Genomic DNA, 20,955 nt, shown 5'->3' with positions numbered 1-20,955 from the left:
AAGGAAATCCGGTGCGCAGGAGGATGACGCCGGGCATCCCGCACCCGATCGGGGTGACCACGCCGCTCTCTGGATCTTTCGCGGCCGGCGTGAAAATCTGGCGGACCGCCTCCGGGGCTTCCATGATGCCGAGGGTCATTCTTCTGCCGGCCATTGCCGCGACCCTGCTGTCCGGAACCTGCCCGGCAGCGGCAGCCGATTCCGCCTATGCGGCACGCGGCAACGAGCCGGGCTGGTCGCTGGAGATCGCCCAGGACCGTATCACTCTGGTCACGGACTACGGAGCGGCGCGGATCACGGTCCCGCGCCCGGCGGAGCAGACGGTTCCCGGCGGCCGCCGCTATGACGCTGCGACGGAGGCGCACCGGCTGCGCGTCGCGATCGATGCGCGGACCTGCGCGGACACCATGTCCGGCATGCCCTACCCGGACCATGTGACCGTCACGATCGACGGGCGGAACCTGACGGGCTGCGGGGGAGATCCGGCGACGCTGCTGCAGGGCCGCCGCTGGTCCGTCAGGGAGGTCGCCGGTTCGGCCATTCCCAGGTCCGCCGGCGCCGACGGCTCCCCGCCCACGCTGGTCTTCGCGCTTGACGGCCGGCTGTCCGGTACGACGGGCTGCAACGCATACCGTGCGGCCTTTGCCGTCACGGGCGAGGGCCTGTCGATCGGACCGGTCGTCACGACGCGGCGGGCCTGTCCGCCGGGATTGCTCCAGCGCGAAGCCGCGTTCCTGAAGATCCTGGGAACGGCGGCGCGGCACGAGATGCCGGACGACGGGATGCTCGTCGTCCACGGCGCCGACGGCCGGACGATCGTGGCGGCCCAGGAGTAAGGCCCGCGGCCATCGGGTCCCCGAAGCGGAGCCAATACCTTCACCGCTCCAATAATTTCCCGCAATCGGGAGCATCGGTGAATAAATTAACGGCTGTGCAATCCTCCACCGTTAAAATCGGCTTGGTCATGCTAGGATCGCCCGGTGTCGAACGGCCCGCCTCGGATGAAGATGTATTCAGCCTACCCGAACGAATGCGAGCAGAGTAAACCGGGCATCGTCGAGGAGCCCATTGATGAAGCCACTGTTCGGTGCCGCAATTTCCAGAGCCGCCTGACGGAGAAACTGTGGCACTGGTGGGCCGAGGCCGGCCGGGACGGGGTTCCGAACTGGTCGTCCTTCGACGTCACGAAGCATGCGCCGCTGATCCCCAACATCTATGTGGTGCGCGCGCTGGACGGCTGCTTCCAGTTCCGTCTCTACGGCGAGCGGGCGATCCAGATCATCGGCCAGAACATGACCGGCCAGGTGATCGCACCCGAGACCCCGGGCGCGATCAGCGAGCATCTGCACGATTACTTCAGCCGCGTGCTGGCCGGCGGCCAAGCTTGGCGCTGCACGGGGCGGCTGTTGTACAAGAACCGTGAGCATATCCGTTTCGAATCGGTCGATATCCCGCTGATCCGTTACGGAGCGGCCCCCGACACGATCCTTGGAGTGATCGATCTCGTGAGCTGAGCGGTGGGGCGATCGGACCGGATGCCGGCAATGCCTGGGCACCGGTCAACGGCCGTCGCCGGCCTTCAGCTGCGGGGCCGGCGCGAGCTTTTCCTCGATCCGCCCCATGAGGTAGCCGAAGAACGGATTGGACGACATGCGGAGCAGGGAATCCATGCTGACGATCAGGGCGCCGCGCTCCCCCCGGGCGGCCAGGGCGCCCAGGTTGATGCCGAAATCCTCCGAGAGGTCGGGGTGCAATCCGTAGAGGGGGTCGCTGGTCGGGAACGGAAGGGCGACATGCGACAGCGAGTAGACGTCGATCGGATAGGACAATCCCAGATCGCGCGTCACCTCGGCGTCGGTCCCCGCCTCCACGACCCGCTCGACCACGTCGGCGCTGTCGGGGCTGGCGTTGGTGATGATCGTGGTCCGGAACGCCCGGGGCGGTCCGGGCAGGATCCGGGTCAACATGGTATCGGAGGCGGAACTCAGGAGCGGACCGAACTTGGTGTTGCGGTTCACGTCGAACAGCACGAGTTCACTGCCGTTGGCCGGCAGATGGGCATACAACGCGGACACTATCGCGCGCGTACTGACGGTGAAATCCATCACCGACTGGAAAGTGATGACGGGGGCCAGTTCACCCAAGCGGCCCTCCGACGCATGGGCCGCGATCTTCCTTTGAAGCGCCTCCGTCAGCAGGTGCGACTGGCGCGCCCCGTTGATCGGGAACGAGTTGTACTTGAAGGGATTGAACTCCGGCAGGACGCTGAGCCAGGCGGCCTTCGCGAAGGCCGGGAAGATCGCGGGCAACCCGGCCAGTCCGGCGAAGCGCGCGAATGCGGTGATTCCGATCATCGGCGAAATCAGAACGATCCGGTCGGGTCGCACCAGCCGATCGTCGTCCAGGGCGTCGAGCGCATACATCATCGCCAGCGCGCCGCCGTTCGAGAATCCGACCAGGTGTAACGGCAGCCCCGGACCTATACGGCGCTGGGCTTCCCTGACCGTCAACCGGGTTGCCGCCAGCCAATCCTCCCAATCGATGTCCGTCAGGCCGGCCGGGACGGTGCCGTGACCGGGCAGCCTGATGGCTATGGAGGCAAAGCCATGCTCGCTGTACCGTCGGGCGATGTGGCGCAGGCTGTAGGGCGAGTCGGTCAGGCCGTGGAGGAAGACGACTGCGCCGCGGAGGGGGCCTTGGGGGTCGAGCGCATACGAGCGGTTCCAGTCCTGGGGAAACCGTCCCGGATGGATCGGGCTGCCGTCGAAATACCGGTTGACCGGGATCCGGTCTTCCGGGGGCAGCTTCCGCGTCACTTCTTCCCGGACCCTGTCGAAGAGGGACGTCTCGGCCTTCAGGTAATCGGCCCAGCTGCCGCCGTCGAGTTCATCGGCGGTCAGTTCCTCCGGAACGTACTTGTGCCAGGACTCGAGCGGTTGACCGCGCTGGGAATCATAGGCGCGGATGCCAAGCAACGTCACGGCGACGATGGCCAGCACCGCGGCAGCCCGCTTCAGCATCCTTGCGACCCAGACCCGCATCACGTCCACCTTACTTCTGTGTATTCCGGATTCCATCAGTTCCGATGGGACCACCCGCCGACTCTGTGATTTTGTCCCCCCGCCTGCGAAGGGTGCGGCGAAACAACCAAGCCGCCGCGGCACTTCCGCGTGATCGCCGAGCTCTTGGCCGATGTCGAGAATGGGGAAACGGCCGAGGAAATAGACCGCCAGTCTAAAATATCCGAGTAAAAAACCTTCCGCAAGCACAGAATTCAAAGGTATCATTTCAGATGAAATCTTCTACGACAATAAAAAAATGACATATGCGTAATTGCTCACGGGGTTGGCGAAAAGGGTTGCGCTGCGGCCTAGAATATGAGTCCACTTCGGGATGGAGAAACCGCCGCGCTATCGCCTGAGTGAGGCTGAGAAGGACGCCCTGCTGGTCGAGCAGGCGGCACTGATCGAGCGTCTGGCGGCGCGGGTCGCCGAACTGGAAGCGCTGGTCGGGAAGCCGCGGAAGACGTCGGCCAATTCGCACATTCCGCCGTCGCAGGACGGCCCTGGCGGTGCGTCGCGCAAGGCGGACGCCAAGCGCCGGCGCAAGCCGCGGCCGTCGCGGCCCGGAGTGTCGCGCCCGCTGGCCGACGATCCGGACCGGACCGAGCGCCGCCTAGCCGAGTGCTGTCCGCATTGCGGGACGGCGGTGCCCGAGGCCGCCCAGCGGTGCCGGCACCGCTACGACCACATCGACCTTCCGGTGATCCGCCCGGTGGTGACGCGGGTCGAGCTGTTCGGCGGCCGGTGCGGCGATTGCGGGCGGCGCTACCGGGCCGCCCCGCCCGCCGCCATGCCGCCGGGCACCCCTTTCGGGCCGGGCATCCGGGCGCTGCTGGCCTATCTGCACCACAGCCATCATGTCGGCTTCGAGCGGCTGTCGCGGATGCTGGAGGAGTTGTTCGGACTGACGATCTCCGAGGGGGCCATCGCCAATGCGTTGCGCCGCATGGGGGTGGCGTTCGACACGGCCTGCGCGGCGATCAAGGCCAAACTCCTGGGCGCCCCGGTGATCGCCTCGGACGAGACCACGACGCGGGTCAACGGCGTGACCCACTGGCAGTGGGTATTCCATTCCGGGCAAGCCGTGCTGCACACCATCGCGCCGGGCCGGGGCCGGGCGGTGCCCGCCGGGATCCTGGGCGGGCATAGGCCCGAAGTGTGGATCTCCGACCGCTACGCCGGGCAGCAGGAACTGGGACGGGTCCACCAAGTCTGCCTGGCCCACGTTCTCAGGGACGTGCAGTACGCCATCGACTGCGGCGACACCGTGGTCGCGCCGAAGATCCGCGATCATCTACGCTGGGCCATCCGCGTCGGCAAACGAAGACCGGGCCTGAAGGACAGTACGCTGGCCGCCTACGCCGCCAAAGCCGAGCGGGACCTCGATGCCCTGGTCGGCGTCCCCGCCGCCCATCCGGCCGGACGCGAGCTGCAGCGCCTGGTCAAGGCCTGGCGGGGCAAGTTCTTCGTCTTCCTCGCCGACCGCCGCGTGCCGCCGACCAACAACGGCAGCGAGCAGGAAATCCGCCCGTCCGTGGTCTTCCGCAAGGTCACCAACGGCTTCCGATCCGACTGGGGACCGGACATCCACGCAGGCTATCGCTCCGTGATCGGAACGGCCCGCCGGCAAGGTCAATCCGCCTGGACCGCCATCCGCGACCTCATTGGCGGAACCTTCGCCGTCGCCTGACGGCTCACGATCCGCCAACCCCGTGAGCAATTACACATATGCTGTTTCCTTCAAAAGGATCATGGTTTATACTAATTTATATGGACGGGCAGAACCTCGAACTATTTTGTAGAAGCCTAAATAGCTAATCGGCCTATCGTTTTGAATGCTTTTTCATGTCTTAACCAATATAGTAATTTGTCCAAGCTAGTAACTCTACTGTAAACAGGTCAGGCTGATCCGACATGGGGAGCGCGAGTCTGCGCTGGAAGAGAAAAAAGGACACATGGATGCTTAGCCAATATGCAAGAGCACGATGGGCTATGCTGAACCCCTATGCCCGATTTCTCGTGGCATCACTGTGTTTCTCCTTTGTCATGGCAGGCGGATCGGTCAAGTCCGCGCCTGCGCAGCAGGCCGGCGGGTCGGGAGCGACAGGGTACGAGCGCTTGGCTTTCGACGCGGCCGACACCGATGCCGATGACCTGGTCAGCGAGGCCGAACTCGCGCGGGATGCGGCGGTCGGGTTCAGTTCGCTCGACAAGGATCGAAGCAGGACGCTGACGCGGAGCGAACTGGGGCCGCATGACCCGGCCAGGTTCTCCCGCATCGACGCCAATGGCGACGGCGTCCTGACCTTCTCGGAGGTGATGGCCAACAAGACCCGGGCGTTCGCGGCCGGCGACAAGAATGGTGACGGTGCCCTGTCCTTCGAAGAAATGGTCGAGGCGGCGAGCTCCGACCAGGGAGTTGCGAGATGAGGAAATCGCATGGAGCGCCCCGCGCCGGACTGAGGATCTCCTTGCTGGGGATCGTCGCCGGGTTGGCGCTGGCGGGCTGCGAGACGGCCGGCGGCGGAACCGCGGCGGCCGGGGTCGGCACGCTCGGCGGCGCCGCAGCCGGTGCCGGCGTGAGCAGGGCGATCTTCGGCAACAGCACGAGCGGCATGCTCATCGGGGCCGCCGCCGGAGGCATCGCCGGCAACATGACGTTGGACCGGCAAGCCGAAATCCGGCGGTCGCAGGAGGCCGAAGCCTCGCGGGACGCCAGCGCGCGGCGGCAACTCGACTTCGAACGCCAACGCGCCTTGCAGGACGAGGAGGTCCGCCGGGAGATCGAGGAGAGGCGCCTTTTCGAGCAATGGCAACGCGAACGCATCGGGTGAGCTTGCGTGCTCCGATCAGGTTGAACCGCTTCGGTTGACGCAGCCTGCCGTTCCACTCGCCGCACCGCGTTGCGCCATGGGCGCAACCGACGGCTCGATGCAGGGCGGAGGTGATGCAGGCCGACGATCGTAGGTTGCGCCCATGGCGCAACGCATCGGATCAGCCGCCTCGGGCGGATCGACCTGATCAGGCACCGCTTTAGCAAAGAGCGCGGCGAGTAAACATCAGGCTGTTTGAAGAATACAGGCCTTTTTGTCCCGGTGGCCGCAACCAGTACCGGCAGTCTAGGATTTTCATCTTCTTAAAAAGGAAGAAGTCATGCGCAGAACACGTGCTTGGAAAGCCATGCCGGCGGCTGCCGGCCTCATGGTCGTCGGCGTCGGCCTCTGCGGTTTCGCCGGGCCGGCCACGGCGGCGGAGATGGTGGTGGACGGCGTGACCATCAGTCGCGGCCTGTTGCTGGTCGATGACGTCACCCTCGATAACGACGTCAAGCTGCTGAACGGCGTGTGCCTGCTCAACGGCATGGACGTCGATGAGGACATAGGTCTGGCGAGCGGCGTCGCCCTGACCAGCGGCGTCACCATCACCAAGGGCATGACCATGCCCAACGGCGCGATGCTGGCGGATGGCGAGAGGGTGGCCGAGGGCACGACCTGGCCCAAGGGCTCGATCCTTCCCAGCGGCATGTTCCTGCCGGGAGGCACGACGCTGCCCGCGGGCATGTCTCTGCCGCCCGGCGCCTGCCTGCCCGCCGGCACGACGCTGCCCGCGGGGGCATCCCTGCCGGCCGGGACCTTCATGTACCTGGGCACCGCGGCCTCGACTTCGGATGCGCCGCTCGACCTGACCGTCAAGAAGATCAGGGTTCCCTACGACACCGATGTTTCGATGAGGTAGTTCGGGAGCGCGCGGCCGCGCGATCACGGAAGCGGGCGGCCCCTCCGTCACCGCGGCTTTCCTGATCCTGGAGGTTCGTCGTGAGGGGCAAGCCCTTCACGACGGTGAACGGCAATTCTCTCAACGAGGCGAGCCGGGATCTTCGAATACGTCTCCGTTGCATCGAGTGAAGATAGGAAAGTCATGGCCATCAGAAAGGTCGCGATCGCCTGCCAGGGCGGGGGCACGCATGCCGCGTTCACCTGGGGCGTGCTGAGGACGATCCTGGCGACGAAAAAGAGCTGGGACGCGAACCCGCAGGATGGCGACACCTTCAGGATCATCGCGCTCAGCGGCACCTCGGCCGGCGCGCTGTGCGCGTTCGCGACATGGTACGGCCTGGCTCCCAACACGGCCGACGCAGACTGCGGTACGATCGACAAGGCCGTCGAGCGTCTGGATCATCTCTGGACGACGTTCGCCGCGACCACCCCGGCCGAAACCGCCCTCAACCAGATCGTCGGCACGCTCCTGCACTGGAAATCGCGGGGCATGCCGTTTCCCGGCTCCAATCCCTACGACCCCAAGGCCGATCTGGGTCTCACCAGCCTGTCGATGATGGGCGCCCGCCAGGAATACCTGGGCTTCCCGGCTCTCCTCAAGGCGGTGTGCCCGGATTTCGACTCGATCGACTGGCCGCGGCTGGCGAAGGCCGATCTGCGGATCATCGTCGGCGCCATCGAGGTTCTCAGCGGCAACTTCGAGATCTTCGACAGCGACAAGACCCTTGAGCAGATGGGCCTGCTGCCGGACGGGCGGGAGATCGACCAGTACGACATCGTCCGGTGGCGGATGCGCCGATCGATATCGCTGGAGGGCGTGGCGGCCTCGGGTACGCTTCCCGAAGTCCTGCCGGCGCAGGTCATCGGCGACATGACGTTCCCGACATGCGACACGGGCAGGACCGTCACCCGCAATGGCTATTATTGGGACGGCCTGTACTCACGCAATCCGCCCGTGCGGGATCTGCTGGACGCCGCGACCAGGGAGGAAAAGCCTGACGAGATCTGGATCGTCCGGATAAATCCTCAGGAGTTCCGTCCCGCTTCGTTGAACATCAGCCTCGAAGACATCGACGATCGGGTGAACGACCTGGCCGGCAACCTGTCCCTGGGTCAGGAACTGGACGGCATCATGACGGTCAACCAGTGGATCAGGAGGTACGGGGACAGTCATCCGCCGCTGGACACCCGCAAGATCATCGATGTCCGGACGATCAAGATGACACGCGAGACCGCCTGGGGCCTCAAGCACACCTCCAAGTTCGACCGCAGCCCCGCCCATTTCGCGAGGCTCCGCGAGGAGGGCGAAAGGGTCGCGGAACGGTGGCTGGCGGACTGGAGGGCGCTCGGCAACGACTTCGAACGGTATCCCAACGACGCACGGTATCCCGAAACCGCCTGAAACCGGCCGCCGGCTCCGCGGCCCAGGCGCCCCCTCGGGGCTGGGACGGCGCCGGCCACCACCGCACGGAACCACCGGCATGCTCGATCTCGTCGCGGTCCTCCTGGCGCTTGGACTGCTCATGTACCTTGCGTATCGCGGGGTGACCTTGCTGATCCTGGCTCCGGCCATGGCGCTTCTCGCGGCGCTGCTGACCGGCGGGCTGCCGATCCTCGGGGCCTATACCCAGATCTTCATGACCAATACCGGCGCCTTCATCGTTTCGTTCTTCCCGCTGTTCATGCTGGGAGCCATCTTCGGCAAGCTGATGGACGATACCGGATCGGCGAAATCGCTCGCCGGATCGGTCAGCGCCTGGCTGGGGCCGGAGCGCGCCATCGTCTCGGTGGTGCTCTGCTGCGCCGTGCTGACCTATGGCGGCGTCTCGGCGTTCGTCGTCGCCTTCGCGATCATACCGGTGGCGGCCGCCCTTTTCCGCGCCGCCGATATTCCGAAGCGCCTGATGCCGGGGGCGCTGGCGCTCGGCGCGTTCACCTTCACCATGTCGGCCCTGCCGGGATCGCCGGCCATCCAGAACGCGATCCCCATGCCTTTCCTGGGCACCACGGCCTTCGCCGCCCCGGGGCTCGGGATCATCACCGGTCTCGTCATGCTGCTGCTCGGGCTGGCCTGGCTGAACCGCCGCGCCGCCCGGGCGCGGGCGGCGGGCGAGGGCTACGGCGCGCATGCCGACGGCGTGCCGGGACCGGACGTGGCGATGCGCGAGCACGCGCAGGGCGAGGGGTTCGACATCGCCGAACTGTCGGGGGACCCCGCGCCGGGGAAACCGCACCGGGACGGGAATTTGCCCCCGGTGGCGCTGGCGGTGCTGCCCGTCGTCGTGGTGATCGTGACCAACTTCGCCTTCATCCGGATCGTGATTCCGATGCTCGACACCGCGTGGCTCGCCGAACCCCTGTTCGGGGCCACGACGATCGAGAGCGTCCGGGGCGTCTGGGCGGTCATCGTGGCGCTGTTCTTCGCCATCCTCCTGCTCATCGCAGGCAACTGGCGCCGGCTGGCCGACCTGCGGGCGAGCCTGGACAAGGGTGCCGACGCTTCGGTCCTGCCGATCTTCAATACCGCGAGCCTCGTCGGATTCGGCGCGGTGATCGCAGCATTGCCGGTCTTCGACCTGATCAGCGAGACCGTCCTGGGGGTCGGCGGGGGCAACCCGCTGATGTCGGTGGCGGTCTCGGTCTCGGTCCTTTCCGCGATGACCGGCTCGGCCTCCGGCGGCATGAGCATCGCCCTCGACAGCCTGGGCCCGACTTTCGTCGACTTGGCGCACGCGACCGGCGTTTCCCTCGATGCGATGCATCGGGTGACGGCGGTCGCATCGGGCGCCCTTGATGCGCTGCCGCACAACGGCGCCGTCATCACCCTGCTCACCGTCTGCAAGATCACGCACCGGGAGGCTTACGGCGACATCTTCATCGTCGCTTGCGCCATTCCGATGCTCGCGCTGGCCGTCTTGATCGTCTTGACGAACCTTCTCGGCTCCTTCTGATCCGAACAAGCTCGCCGTGAACCGGCACATTGGGGAGCGACCATGTACCGAAGACAGAACTGGATCCGTGCTTCCGAGCGGAAATCCCGACACTCGCCGGTGCCCCTGGTGCTCGCGGTCGCGTCGCTGACGCTGCTGGCGGCGTGCGGGGATGACGAGGAAAGCGCGGCCGAGCCGATCCGTCCCGTGCGGGTGGTGACGGTCGAGAAGCGCGAGGCGGGCGAGACGGTCACCCTGACGGGACAGGTCCAGGCGCAGGAGGAGGTCAGCCTGTCGTTCCGCGTCGGCGGACGGATGATCGAGCGACCGGTGAACGTGGGCGACCGGGTGGAGGCCGGCCAAGTCATCGCCCGGCTCGATCCCGAATCGGCGCGCAACGCCCTCCAGACGGCCCGCGCCAACCTGACGGCCGCCATGGGCCAGTTGACCAGGGTGCGCAACGATTACGAGCGGCAGGAAACCCTGCTGGCCCAGGGCTGGACGACCCGCGCGCGATACGACCAGGCGCTCGAAGCGAGGCAGTCCGCCGAGGCGCAACTCGATGCCGCCCAGGCCCAGTTCAACAACGCCGAGGACCAGCTGGGATACACCGAACTGGTCGCGGACAGCGCCGGGTCGGTCACCGCCCGCGGCGCCGAAACGGGCGAGGTCGTGGCGGCGGGCCGCATGATCGTGCAACTGGCCCGCCAGGGCGGGCGCGACGCCGTCTTCGACGTGCCGGCGCGGCTGATCCAGAGTGCGCCCGCCGACCCCGTCATCACGGTGGCGCTGGCCTCGGACCCGGCGGTGAGCACCACCGGCCGGGTGCGCGAGGTGGCGCCGCAGGCCGATCCCGTGACCCGGACTTTCCAGATCCGGATCGGCCTGCACGACCCGCCCGAGGCGATGCGGCTGGGCTCCACCGTCGTCGGGTCGATGCAACTGGGCGGGGGCGGGGCGATCGAGATTCCCGCCTCGGCCCTGACGCAGTCGAACCGCCAGCCCGCCGTCTGGATCGTCGATCCGGCCAGCGGCACCGTGGCGCTGCGCAACATCGACGTCGATCGCTTCGACCTGGCGCGGGTCGTCGTCGCGCAAGGGCTGGAGCCTTATGACGTCGTCGTCACGGCGGGAGTGCAGGCGCTCCGGCCGGGACAGCAGGTCCGCATCCTGGGGGCCGCACCGTGAGCGGCTTCAACCTGTCCGAGTGGTCGATCAGGAACCCCTCGCTGGTCGTCTTCTTCATGATCGGCATCGTCGTGTCCGGAACCCTGTCGTTCCTGAAGCTCGGCCGGGCGGAGGACCCGGTCTTCACGATCCGCACCATGGTGGTGCAGGCCCAGTGGCCGGGTGCTACGCTGGACGACACGCTTCAGCAGGTGACCGAGCGGCTCGAACGGACGCTGCAAGAGGTTTCCAACCTCGACCGGCTGCGCAGCTACACCGTCGCCGGGACGACCGTGATCTTCGTGGACCTCGTGGGAAGCGCCCAGGGGCAGGCGGTGGCCGACACCTGGTACGATGTGCGCAAGAAGGTCGCCGACATGCGCCACACCCTGCCCGAGGGCGTCGTCGGGCCGGGCTTCAACGACGATTTCGGCGACACGTTCGGCATCATCTACGGCTTCACCGCCGAGGGCTTCACGCACCGCGAGCTGCGCGACCATGTGGAGGAGGTCCGCTCCCGCCTCCTGCTCGTGCCGGACGTCTCGAAGATCGAGATCCTGGGCGAGCAGGACGAGCGTATCTTCGTCGATTTCTCGGCGGAGACGCTGGCCGGGCTCGGGGTCGATCCGGGCGCGCTGATCGCGGCGCTCCAGGCCCAGAACATGGTGAGACCCGCCGGCGTGCTGCGCACCGGCGAGGAGGCGCTGTCCCTCCAGGTCTCGGGCGCCTTCGAATCCGAGCGGGACATCCTGGACGTCAACTTCGTGGCGGCGGGCCGCATGCTGCGGCTGCGCGATCTCGCCGAAGTCCGTCGCGCCTATGCCGACCCGCCGCAGCCGGCCTTCCGGGTGAACGGCGAGCCGGCGCTCGGGCTCGCGATCGCGATGCGCGACGGCGGCGACATCCTGGCGCTGGGCGATAATATCGCGGCCGAGATGGCCAGCATCGTCGCCGACCTGCCGATCGGCATCCAGGCCGAGCTGGTGGCCGATCAGGCGAGCACCGTGGACGAGGCGGTCTCCGACTTCACCACCTCCCTGTGGCAGGCGATCCTCATCGTGCTGGCCGTCAGCTTCCTGGCGCTCGGCGTCCGCGCCGGGACCGTGGTGGCGATCGCCATACCGCTGACGCTGGCCATCGTCTTCCCGGTGATGGATCTGGTCGACATCGACCTTCAGCGCGTCTCCCTGGGTGCGCTGATCATCGCGCTGGCATTGCTGGTGGACGACGCCTTGACGACCATCGACGCGATGACGCGGCGGCTCGCGGCCGGCGACCCGATGAACGTGGCGGCGGTATACGCCTACAAGACGCTGGCCTTCGCCATGCTGGCCGGGACGCTGGTGACGATCGCGGGCTTCGTTCCGATCGGATTCGCGCAGAGTTCGGCCGGCGAGTATACTTTCTCGATCTTCGCCGTCGTCGGGATCGCGCTGATCGCCTCATGGTTCGTCGCGATGATCTTCGCGCCCCTCCTGGGCACCATGCTGCTGCGCCCGCCCAGGGCGGCCGTCGGCACGGAGCCGAACTTCGTGCTGCGGGCGTATCGCCGCGTGCTGGCCGCGGCGATCCGGGCGCGCTGGCTGACGATCGGGGTCACGCTCGGCTTCTTCGTCCTCTCGGTCCTGCTGCTGGGCCTGGTTCCCCGGCAGTTCTTCCCGCCGTCGGACCGCGTCGAGCTTCTGGTCGATCTCCGGCTGCCGCAGAACGCGTCGATCCATGCCACGCAGAGCGCGGTCGAGCGGTTCGACGCGCGCCTGCGCGAGGACCCCGACATCGAGAGCTGGAGCAGCTATGTCGGGCGCGGCGCCATCCGCTTCTACCTGCCGCTGAACGTCCAGCTGGCCAACCCCTTCGTCGGCCAGTCCGTGATCGTGACCAAAAGCATCGAGGCGCGCGAGCGGCTGCAACCCCGGCTTGAGCAGCTGCTGGCCGAGGAGTTCCCCGACGTGGTCGGGCGCGTCTACCCGCTGGAACTCGGCCCGCCCGTGGGCTGGCCGCTCCAGTACCGCGTCAGCGGTCCCGATCCCGTCGAGGTGCGCGAGATCGCCCTCCGGCTGGCGCAGGTCGTGGCGACCGCCCCGGAGACGCGGCGGATCAACTTCGACTGGATGGAGACCGCTCGCGAGCTGCGCATCCGGATCGACCAGGACGAGGCGCGGCGCCTGGGCCTGAGCTCCGCGGCGACATCCTCCGTGCTGAACACCGCGATTTCCGGGACGACGGTCACCCAGGTGCGGGACGGGATCTATCTGGTCAACGTCCTGGCGCGGGAGATCCGGGGGCAGACCCTTTCCGTGGAAACGCTGCGCACCCTCGAAGTGTCCCTGCCGAACGGGCGCGCCGTCCCGCTGAAGCAGTTCGCGACGTTCGAGTACGGGCAGGACCATCCGCTGGTCTGGCGCCGCGATCGGGTGCCGACGCTGACGGTACAGGCGGACGTGGCGGGCGGCATCCTGCCGGAATCGGTCATCGACGAGTTGGCCCCGAAGATCGCGGAACTGTCAGCCACCCTGCCGAAGGGTCACCGCATCGAGGTCGGCGGCATCGCGGAGGAAAGCGCCGACAGCCGCGCGTCGGTCTTCGCCGTCGTGCCGCTGATGCTGTTCCTCGTGCTGACCGTGCTGATGGTCCAGCTCAGGAGTTTCCAGCGGCTGATCCTCGTGCTGAGCGTGGTGCCGCTGGGGCTGATCGGCGTCGTCCTGGCGCTGCTGGCGTTCGGTCAGCCGCTCGGCTTCGTCGCCATCCTGGGCGTCCTCGCCCTGGTCGGCATGATCGCGAAGAACGCGGTGATCCTGATCGAGCAGATCGAGGCGGAGCGCAAGTCGGGAATGGGCGTGACGGACGCCGTGATCGAGGCGAGCAGTTCCCGGTTCCGCCCGATCATGCTGACGGCGGCCTCCACCGTGCTCGGCCTCATCCCGATCGCGTTCACGGTGTTCTGGGGGGCGATGGCCTTCGCGATCATGGGCGGCCTGCTCGTCGCCTCGCTGCTGACGCTCGTCTTCCTGCCGACGCTGTACGTGACGTGGTTCGCCGGCCGGGAGCGGAAGCTGGAGGGGTCGACATGAACCGAGCGGCGATGCCGGCGGAGCGGACCGGCGGCGACATCGACATCAGGCTGGGCAGGCTTTCGCAACTCTTCGCCGACCTGGACCCGTCGCCGTTCCGCGCGGGCAGACTGACGGAGGAGGCGGACGAGTATCTTCTCCAGAGGACGAAGGAGCTGCCGGCGAACCAGCCGGTCCGCATCGTCATCCACCTGCCGGCCGCCGAAGCGACGGAGGAGGTGCCGACGCCCTCGCCGCCCGATATCGCCGACGCCCTGACAGACCATTTCGCCTCGAGCGCGAAAGCCGAGTCCAAGAGGATCAGGGAGCTGTTCAGGGCCGGGCGCCGCGCGGGGTTGATCGGCTTCGCGACGCTCGCCACCTGCCTCCTGCTCGCCTGGCATGTGACGGAGAACCTTCCCGCCCGCCCGATCACGCGGATCGTGCAGGAAAGCTTCGTCATCCTGGGATGGGTCTCGATCTGGAAACCGCTCGAGATGTTCCTGTACGAGTGGCTGCCTCCCGATCGCCGGCGGCGCCTGTTCCAGCGCCTCGCCGCCGCCGAAGTCGTCGTCCGGCGGTGACCTCGCCGGCTCGCATCCTGGTCGCGGCGCTCTGCCTGCTCCTCGCGGCCGGCTGCGCGCAGCGCCCGCCGCCGGGCGGGGGCGATCCCAGCCCCGGCCCGCCCGCCACCCTGCCTTATGACTATCCCTTCGACAATCCCTGGACCGCGACGGTGCTGGGCACGCCGGCGGAGTTCCGGGTCCAGCTCCCGGCGGACGCCAGGGTCGTCCGGCGGGAGCTCAAGGTCTTCGAAGCCAGGGAGGTGCCCGAAGGGTTCTGGCACACCGACCGCCTCCGCTATTCGACCCTTCTTCAGGACCACGAGGCGCCGCTGGTCTTCGTGATCGCGGGTACCGGCGCCGACGACCAGTCCCGCCATATGCTGATGCTCGGCCAGGTGCTGCATGCGGCCGGAATGCATGTCGTCCTTCTTCCGTCGCCGACGCATGCGAACTTCATCGTAAACGCCAGCACGACGCGGTTGCCGGGGTATCCGGAATCGGACGCCGCCGACCTGCACGGCCTCATGCGCCTGATCGACGGCCGGCTTCGAAGATCCGTCGGGATTTCCCGATACTACCTGACCGGCTACAGCCTGGGCGGGTGGCATGCCGCTCACGTCGCGAAGCTTGATGACGAGATGCCGGGCTTGGGGCAGGCGGGTTTCGGGTTCGATCGGGTCCTCCTGATCAATCCGCCCCTCAGCGTCTACCGCTCCGTGAAGGAAATCGATGCCATGCTGGTGCGCGGGCTGCCCGACGGGATCTATGGGCTGGATGCTTTCCTGAACCGGGCGGTCACCCGGCTGGCGGCATATCCGGGCGCCGACGCCCTCGATTTCCAGGATCCGGATCTCAAGATCGAGGCTTACCGGAGGCTCAGCCCCTCCGACGACCAGCTCGCCACGGCGATCGGCCTGGCCTTCCGGCTATCCGCGGCGAACCTTGTCTTCACTTCCGACGTGATGACCGGGGCCGGGTACATCTTCCCCCGGGATCTCCCGTTCCTGTCCACGACGCCCCTGTCGGAGTACCTGGCCGTGGCGCTTCGCACGAGCCTGCTCGATTACTTCGACGACATGCTGGCGGACACCTACCTGGACCGGGAGCCGGGACGCACGCGGCAGGATCTGCTCGACGGGACAAGCCTCTCCGCCATCGGGGAGTGGCTTTCGCACGAGGACAGGATCTGGCTGATGACGAACCGCGACGACGTGATCCTGGCGCCGGGCGACCTGGACGGACTCCTCCGGCTGTTCGGTCCGCGCGCCCGTATCTTCCCCAACGGCGGCCATATGGGAAACCTCCAGCACCGTGCCGTCGCCGCGTTCATGGCCGACTTCTTTTCCCGATGAGGCGCCGCTTGCCCCGGCGCCCCGCCGCGCATCTGGCCCTCGTCTTCCTGCTAGCGGCCGGCGGATGCGCCGGTCCGGCCGGGACCGGGCGGCATGAGCCGCCCCGCCGGGATCTGGCCGCGGTTTCGGCCGATCCGGACCGGGCCCGCGACGTCCTGCTCGTCCATGATCCGCTGGAGGGGGCCAACCGCCGCATCTACAAGTTCAACGCCCAGCTCGACCGGTATGTCCTCGTTCCGGTCGTGGACGCCTACAAGTTCGTCGTCCCCCGTTTCGTGCGCCGCAGGGTGTCGTCGTTCTTCCAGAACCTGGGCGAGATCACCACCTTCACCAACTCGGTGCTTCAGGCAAGCCCCGACAAGGCGACCCCGACGCTGGGCCGGTTCATGATCAACTCGACCGTCGGGCTGTTCGGCCTGTTCGACGTCGCCACCGAACTGGGCGTTCCGCGGCAGAATGCCGATTTCGGCCAGACCCTGGGCATCTGGGGCGTGGACGCCGGACCCTACCTGGTGCTGCCCGCCCTGGGCCCGTCCAACCTGCGCGACGCGGTCGGAACGGCGGTGGACTGGGCGACCCTCGCTTTCGCCATCCCGAACTCGATCCTGGACGCCACCGCCTATGACTACGTTCCCTATGGAATCCAGCAGATCGATGCCCGCTACCGCGTGCCCTTCCGGTACCATTCGACGGGGTCGCCCTTCGAATACGAATTGATCCGCTATGGCTGGATGGCCAAGCGGGATAGCCAGGTGAACCGCGATGCTCCGCCTCCCGAATGAGCGCGGGCGCGGAAGCATCGCAAGCGAAGGCGAAGTCTCATGGGAAGTCGGGTTCGCCGGTGGGCTGCGGCTTTGCTGCTCGCCAGCGCGGCAGGCGCCGTCATGATCCAGGGGCGATCCGGGGAGAGCGGTCCCGGCTGGGTCACCGGCCGGATCCAGGACCTGCTGAGCGGCCCGGGCCGCACCGTCACGATCGGCAGCCTCGGATTCAGCTGGAGCCTCGATGCCACCATCCGCGACCTCGCCATCGCCGACGGCCAGGGCATATGGCTCACCGTCGATCAGGCCGAGCTGGACTGGACGCCGGGAGCCCTGTTCCGGCGGGAGGTCCGGATCAGCGGCCTCGATGTCAGCCGCATGGTCCTGGAGCGACTCCCCGCCGGCGCGCCGGAGCCTCCACCCGAGAACGAACCCTCCGGCCTGCCCCGGCTTCCCGACCTGCTGGTCGGCCTCGATCTCCGAAGGCTGACGGTGCGGCAGCTCGACTTGGGCGCCCCCGTGCTCGGCGGCGAGGCGGCCAGCCTGACGATCGACGGCAGCGCCCGGTTGGGCCGCGGCGGCGCCGGGATCGGCGCGAACCTCGGGATCGGCCGCCTGGACCGGCCGGGCACCGGCAAGCTGGCGCTGAGCCACGCGCCGGGCGCCGAACGCTTCGACATCGACCTGACGGTGGAGGAGCCGGAGGGCGGCGTGATCGCACGGGCTGCCGGCGTTCCCGGCCTGCCGCCGATCACTCTCGCCCTGCGCGGCTCCGGCCCCCTGTCCGGCTGGCGGGGCCGGCTGGACGGCAGCGCCGGCGACATAGCGCGCGTCGCCGCCGATGCCACGATCCGCGGTATTCCGGGTGCGGACGGCGCTGCGGGCTACGGCCTGACGATCAGCGGTGACGCCGCCCTCTCCCGACCGCTCGACCGATTGCTCGACCCGCGAACCGCCGCGCTGATCGGTGACGGCGTCGCCTTTCAGGCGGAAGCCGCCCTCGAGCCGGGCCGCAGGATCGCGCTCACCGGCGCCCGCGTGAAGCTGGCAGCCGGAACACTGGAGCTTTCCGGCACCTACCGGTTCGATCCCCCGGAGCTCGACTTCGACTATGCGCTGGAGGCCGATGCCGGTTCGTCGCTGCGCACCCTCGCTCCCGAGGTCGGATGGGAGCACGTCCGGCTCTCGGGGAAAGCCGCCGGGCCGGCCGACGCACCGACCGTCGCCGCCGATCTCGCCATCGACGGGATCGCCGCCGGGGACCCGCTCATCGCCCGGTTGGCCGGCCCGGAAGTGAGGATTTCCGGCAGCGCCGTGGTCCTTCCCGGCACCGGGGAGATTCGCGTAGACGGCATTCGGGTCGGCGCCGCCATCGGGACCCTGAGCGCCACCGCCCTCGTCCGCGACTGGCGGGCAGTCGGCGCCCGGGTCGCGCTCGACATGCCCGACCTGAAGCACTTGGCGGGCATCGCCGGGGTGCCGCTCGAAGGAGCGGCCGTGCTCGGCGCCGACCTGACCGCCGGCGATCAGGCGGTCCTGGTCCGGGCGGACGTGACCGGCACCGCCACCGGCCTGCGCACCGGCCGGATCCATCCCGCGGTCGACGCCCTGGTCGGCCGCGAGGTGGATCTGGCCGGTCTCGTGACCGTGGGGGCCGACGGCTCGATCGACCTGTCCGGCCTAAGGATCGAGGGCCGGCATGCGGCGCTCACGGCGTCGGCGACTCTCCGCGGAGGCGCACTGGATGCCGAGTGGCGCGCCAGCCTGCCCCGCCTCGACGTCCTCGCCGAACCGTTGGAGACCGCGGTGGCCGGATCGTCCGTGGTGGACGGCACCGCGACCGGGCCGCTCGACGCGCTGGAACTCCGGGCCGATCTGGCCGGCCGCGATCTCGTCCTGTCAGGCCGCGCCGTGCCGCGCGCCGATCTCTCTGTGCGGGCGACCCTGGCGCCGGGAGCATCGCGCGGCACCCTGGACGCCAGGGCCGTCGTGGGCCGGCAGCCGCTCGATGCCAGATCCGCCTTCACGCTGGAAGGACAACGCCTCGACCTGACCGGGATATCGCTGTGGGCCGGGCACGACCGGATCACCGGCGCCGTCAGGATGGCGCTCGACCGCATGACCGCGACGGGCCGGCTGGCCGGCGACATCGGCGATCTCGGCGCCTTCTCCGCCCTGGCCGGCCGGATGCTGGGCGGCAGCGGCCGGCTGGAGGTCAGGCTTGACGATGCTCGGGGCCGGCAGGCCGCGACCGCCGCCCTCGGGGCAAGGAACCTGTCGGTCACCGGTCCGGAGGGTCCCGTGCTGACGGCCAGCCGGCTCGACCTGAACGCCGACGTCAGCGCCGCGCCGGGCGGGATTCGGTTCGACGGCAGGCTGGACGGCATGGGCGTTGCCGTCGCCGGCGCTCCGGCGCAGCCCGTACGGGTGAGGCTCGCGGGCAGCTTGACCCGGGAAGGAGCTCTCCGGCGGCTCGGAGTCGACAAGCTGGACGGCGCCTATGCCGGCGAGCCGTTCCGGCTGGCCGGTCCGGCGACCGCGACCATCGGCCCCGACATCCTCGAAGTCCGCAACCTGCTCCTCGCCAGCCGGGAGGCCCGCGTCGCCCTGGACGGCGGACTGGTCCGCAACGCCCTGGACGGCACCGCCACCCTGATCCGGATCCCGCTGGCGCTGGTCTCCCTGGCGACGCCCGATCATGAAGTCACCGGCCGCTTGGACGGGAAGGCGGTCTTCGGCGGCACCCTCGCCGATCCGCGCGCCGACCTGGACCTGCGGGCAACCGACGTGAGCCTGAGGGGCGGAGAGGCCGCGGGACTGACCGGCATCGACATCGGCGCCACCGGCCGGTGGCGGGACGGCCGGCTGGCCCTGGACGGCAAGGCCGCGACCCGCCGACGCGACGGTGTCGACATGCGGTTCCAGGCGGACTTGCCGCTGGTGCTGCGCCGGGAACCGCTGACGGTGGACCTGCCGCGGAACGTCCCCGTCAGCGGGGTACTGCGCGGCCATGTCGAACTCGCGATCCTGAACGACCTGCTCGCCGACACCGGCGACCAGGCGCAGGGGCGACTCGACGTCAATCTCGACCTTGCCGGCTCGCTCGGCGATCCGCGGCTGGGTGGAGACGCCAGAATAGCCGATGGGCGTTACGAGAACCGGGCGGCGGGCGCGGTGATCAACGGGATCGCCCTGCGGCTGCGCGGCGACGGCAGTCGCCTGACGGTCGACCGGTTCGACGGACGTACGCCGGGCGGCGGCACCGTCGAGGCCGCCGGCTCGGTGAACGTCGATCCGGACGACCCACGGGCCTTCGACCTGCGGATCCGGGCCGGCGATGCGCAGCTCGTCCAGACCGACCTCGTCACGGCGAGGATCGACACGGTGCTGACCCTGACCGGACCGCTCGACGCCCCGCTGCTCCAGGGACCGGTTACGATCCGGCATGCCGAGATCCGGATACCGGAACGGATGCCGTCCGCCGTGGCCGAGATCCAGGTGGAGGAAATCAACCGGCCGGGCGGCACCGCCCCGGCGAAGCTGTCCGCGGCGTCGCCGTTCCGGCTCCGGCTCGACATCGCCGTGAAGGCGGAGAACCGGATTTTCGTGCGCGGCCGCGGATTGGCGATCGAACTGTCGTCCGATGCGACGGTCGGCGGCACGACGGCCAAGCCGGTCCCGGGCGGCGGGCTGAGGCTGGTCAGCGGCACGCTCGACCTGCTGACCACATGGTTCGAATTCACCCGGGCCGACATCGATTTCACCGGCGACGGCAGCGCCGATCCGATGCTGGACATCAGTGCCCAGGCCAGGACCGCCGACATCACGGCGCAGGTGGTGGTCACGGGACGCGCGTCCGCCCCCAGGATCACGCTGACCTCCTCGCCCGAGCTGCCGCAGGACGAGATCCTCTCGCGCGTCCTGTTCAACAAGCCGTTCAGCAATCTCAGCGCGATCGAGGCCGTCCAGATCGCGCACTCCATCAGCCGTCTCACCGGCATCGGCGGCGCTCCCGGCGTCATCGACAGGGTGCGCGGCACGCTGGGCATCGACCGGCTCGAGCTGCTGAGCGGCAAGCCGGGCGAAGGCCTGTCGGGTACCGGCGTCGCTGCCGGCCGCTACGTCTCGCGCGACGTCTATGTCGGCGCCGAGCAGCGCGTCGGCGAGGCGGGCAGCCGGGCCGTGGTCGAGATCACCCTGACCAGGAACCTGAGGCTCCGCACCGATGTCGGGACCAACTCGGGCGCCAGTATCGGCGTGCTGTACGAATGGGAATACTGAGGGACTGGCG

The 20,955-nt window shown here is 68.4% G+C and carries 15 protein-coding genes; 14 read left to right on the top strand and 1 reads right to left on the bottom strand.

Annotated elements, in window-relative coordinates; genetic code table 11:
• Positions 1–11: 11 nt before the first annotated feature.
• Together IGS68_RS31430 and IGS68_RS31425 are read left to right on the top strand one after the other, a co-directional pair.
• On the top strand, positions 12–836 hold the full coding sequence (locus tag IGS68_RS31430; protein ID WP_201082242.1) for an META domain-containing protein: 825 nt from the start codon (positions 12–14) through the stop codon (positions 834–836).
• A 144-nt stretch (positions 837–980) separates the two neighbouring features.
• Complete coding sequence (locus IGS68_RS31425) at positions 981–1,514, top strand: PAS domain-containing protein (RefSeq protein ID WP_201082240.1); 534 nt, start codon at positions 981–983, stop codon at positions 1,512–1,514.
• A gap of 45 nt (positions 1,515–1,559) precedes the next feature.
• Here the strand turns inward: IGS68_RS31425 and IGS68_RS31420 are convergent, their stop codons facing one another.
• A complete protein-coding gene (locus IGS68_RS31420) occupies positions 1,560–3,041 on the bottom strand; it encodes an alpha/beta hydrolase (protein WP_201082885.1) in 1,482 nt (493 codons plus the stop codon).
• Positions 3,042–3,393: 352 nt separating this feature from the next.
• Between IGS68_RS31420 and tnpC the strand changes: the two genes are divergently transcribed.
• From tnpC to IGS68_RS31360, 12 genes are all read left to right on the top strand, one after another.
• A complete protein-coding gene (gene tnpC / locus IGS68_RS31415) occupies positions 3,394–4,752 on the top strand; it encodes an IS66 family transposase (protein WP_201070572.1) in 1,359 nt (452 codons plus the stop codon).
• Positions 4,753–5,054: 302 nt separating this feature from the next.
• Positions 5,055–5,492 (top strand): EF-hand domain-containing protein, encoded by a 438-nt coding sequence (locus IGS68_RS31410; protein WP_201082238.1) that lies wholly within the window; start codon positions 5,055–5,057, stop codon positions 5,490–5,492.
• The gene (locus tag IGS68_RS31405; RefSeq protein ID WP_201082236.1) at positions 5,489–5,896 is read left to right on the top strand and encodes a hypothetical protein; all 408 of its coding nucleotides are present in this window, start codon (positions 5,489–5,491) and stop codon (positions 5,894–5,896) included. The genes IGS68_RS31410 and IGS68_RS31405 overlap by 4 nt, the downstream gene beginning before the upstream one ends.
• A gap of 319 nt (positions 5,897–6,215) precedes the next feature.
• Positions 6,216–6,797, top strand: coding sequence for a hypothetical protein (locus IGS68_RS31400; RefSeq protein ID WP_201082234.1), 582 nt, complete (start codon positions 6,216–6,218; stop codon positions 6,795–6,797).
• A gap of 183 nt (positions 6,798–6,980) precedes the next feature.
• The gene (locus tag IGS68_RS31395) at positions 6,981–8,240 is read left to right on the top strand and encodes a patatin-like phospholipase family protein (RefSeq protein ID WP_201082232.1); all 1,260 of its coding nucleotides are present in this window, start codon (positions 6,981–6,983) and stop codon (positions 8,238–8,240) included.
• Positions 8,241–8,319: 79 nt separating this feature from the next.
• Positions 8,320–9,789, top strand: coding sequence for a GntP family permease (locus IGS68_RS31390; protein WP_201082230.1), 1,470 nt, complete (start codon positions 8,320–8,322; stop codon positions 9,787–9,789).
• 42 nt (positions 9,790–9,831) lie between these two features.
• Positions 9,832–10,956, top strand: a complete 1,125-nt coding sequence (locus IGS68_RS31385) for an efflux RND transporter periplasmic adaptor subunit (protein ID WP_201082228.1) — start codon at positions 9,832–9,834, stop codon at positions 10,954–10,956.
• On the top strand, positions 10,953–14,006 hold the full coding sequence (locus IGS68_RS31380) for an efflux RND transporter permease subunit (protein ID WP_201082226.1): 3,054 nt from the start codon (positions 10,953–10,955) through the stop codon (positions 14,004–14,006). The genes IGS68_RS31385 and IGS68_RS31380 overlap by 4 nt, the downstream gene beginning before the upstream one ends.
• A complete protein-coding gene (locus IGS68_RS31375) occupies positions 14,003–14,569 on the top strand; it encodes a hypothetical protein (protein ID WP_201082223.1) in 567 nt (188 codons plus the stop codon). Before IGS68_RS31380 ends, IGS68_RS31375 begins: the two co-directional genes overlap by 4 nt.
• The gene (locus tag IGS68_RS31370; RefSeq protein ID WP_201082222.1) at positions 14,566–15,903 is read left to right on the top strand and encodes an alpha/beta fold hydrolase family protein; all 1,338 of its coding nucleotides are present in this window, start codon (positions 14,566–14,568) and stop codon (positions 15,901–15,903) included. The genes IGS68_RS31375 and IGS68_RS31370 overlap by 4 nt, the downstream gene beginning before the upstream one ends.
• 8 nt (positions 15,904–15,911) lie before the next feature.
• Positions 15,912–16,685 (top strand): MlaA family lipoprotein, encoded by a 774-nt coding sequence (locus IGS68_RS31365; protein ID WP_201082221.1) that lies wholly within the window; start codon positions 15,912–15,914, stop codon positions 16,683–16,685.
• A 39-nt stretch (positions 16,686–16,724) separates the two neighbouring features.
• Positions 16,725–20,945: a translocation/assembly module TamB domain-containing protein gene (locus tag IGS68_RS31360; RefSeq protein WP_201082220.1), complete on the top strand. Its 4,221-nt coding sequence runs from the start codon at positions 16,725–16,727 to the stop codon at positions 20,943–20,945.
• The last annotated feature ends 10 nt before the right edge of the window (positions 20,946–20,955 follow it).

The organism is Skermanella sp. TT6, from assembly GCF_016653635.2.
In the GTDB taxonomy this organism is placed as follows: Bacteria; Pseudomonadota; Alphaproteobacteria; order Azospirillales; family Azospirillaceae; genus Skermanella; species Skermanella cutis.
This window is presented reverse-complemented; position numbering and strand designations above follow the sequence as displayed.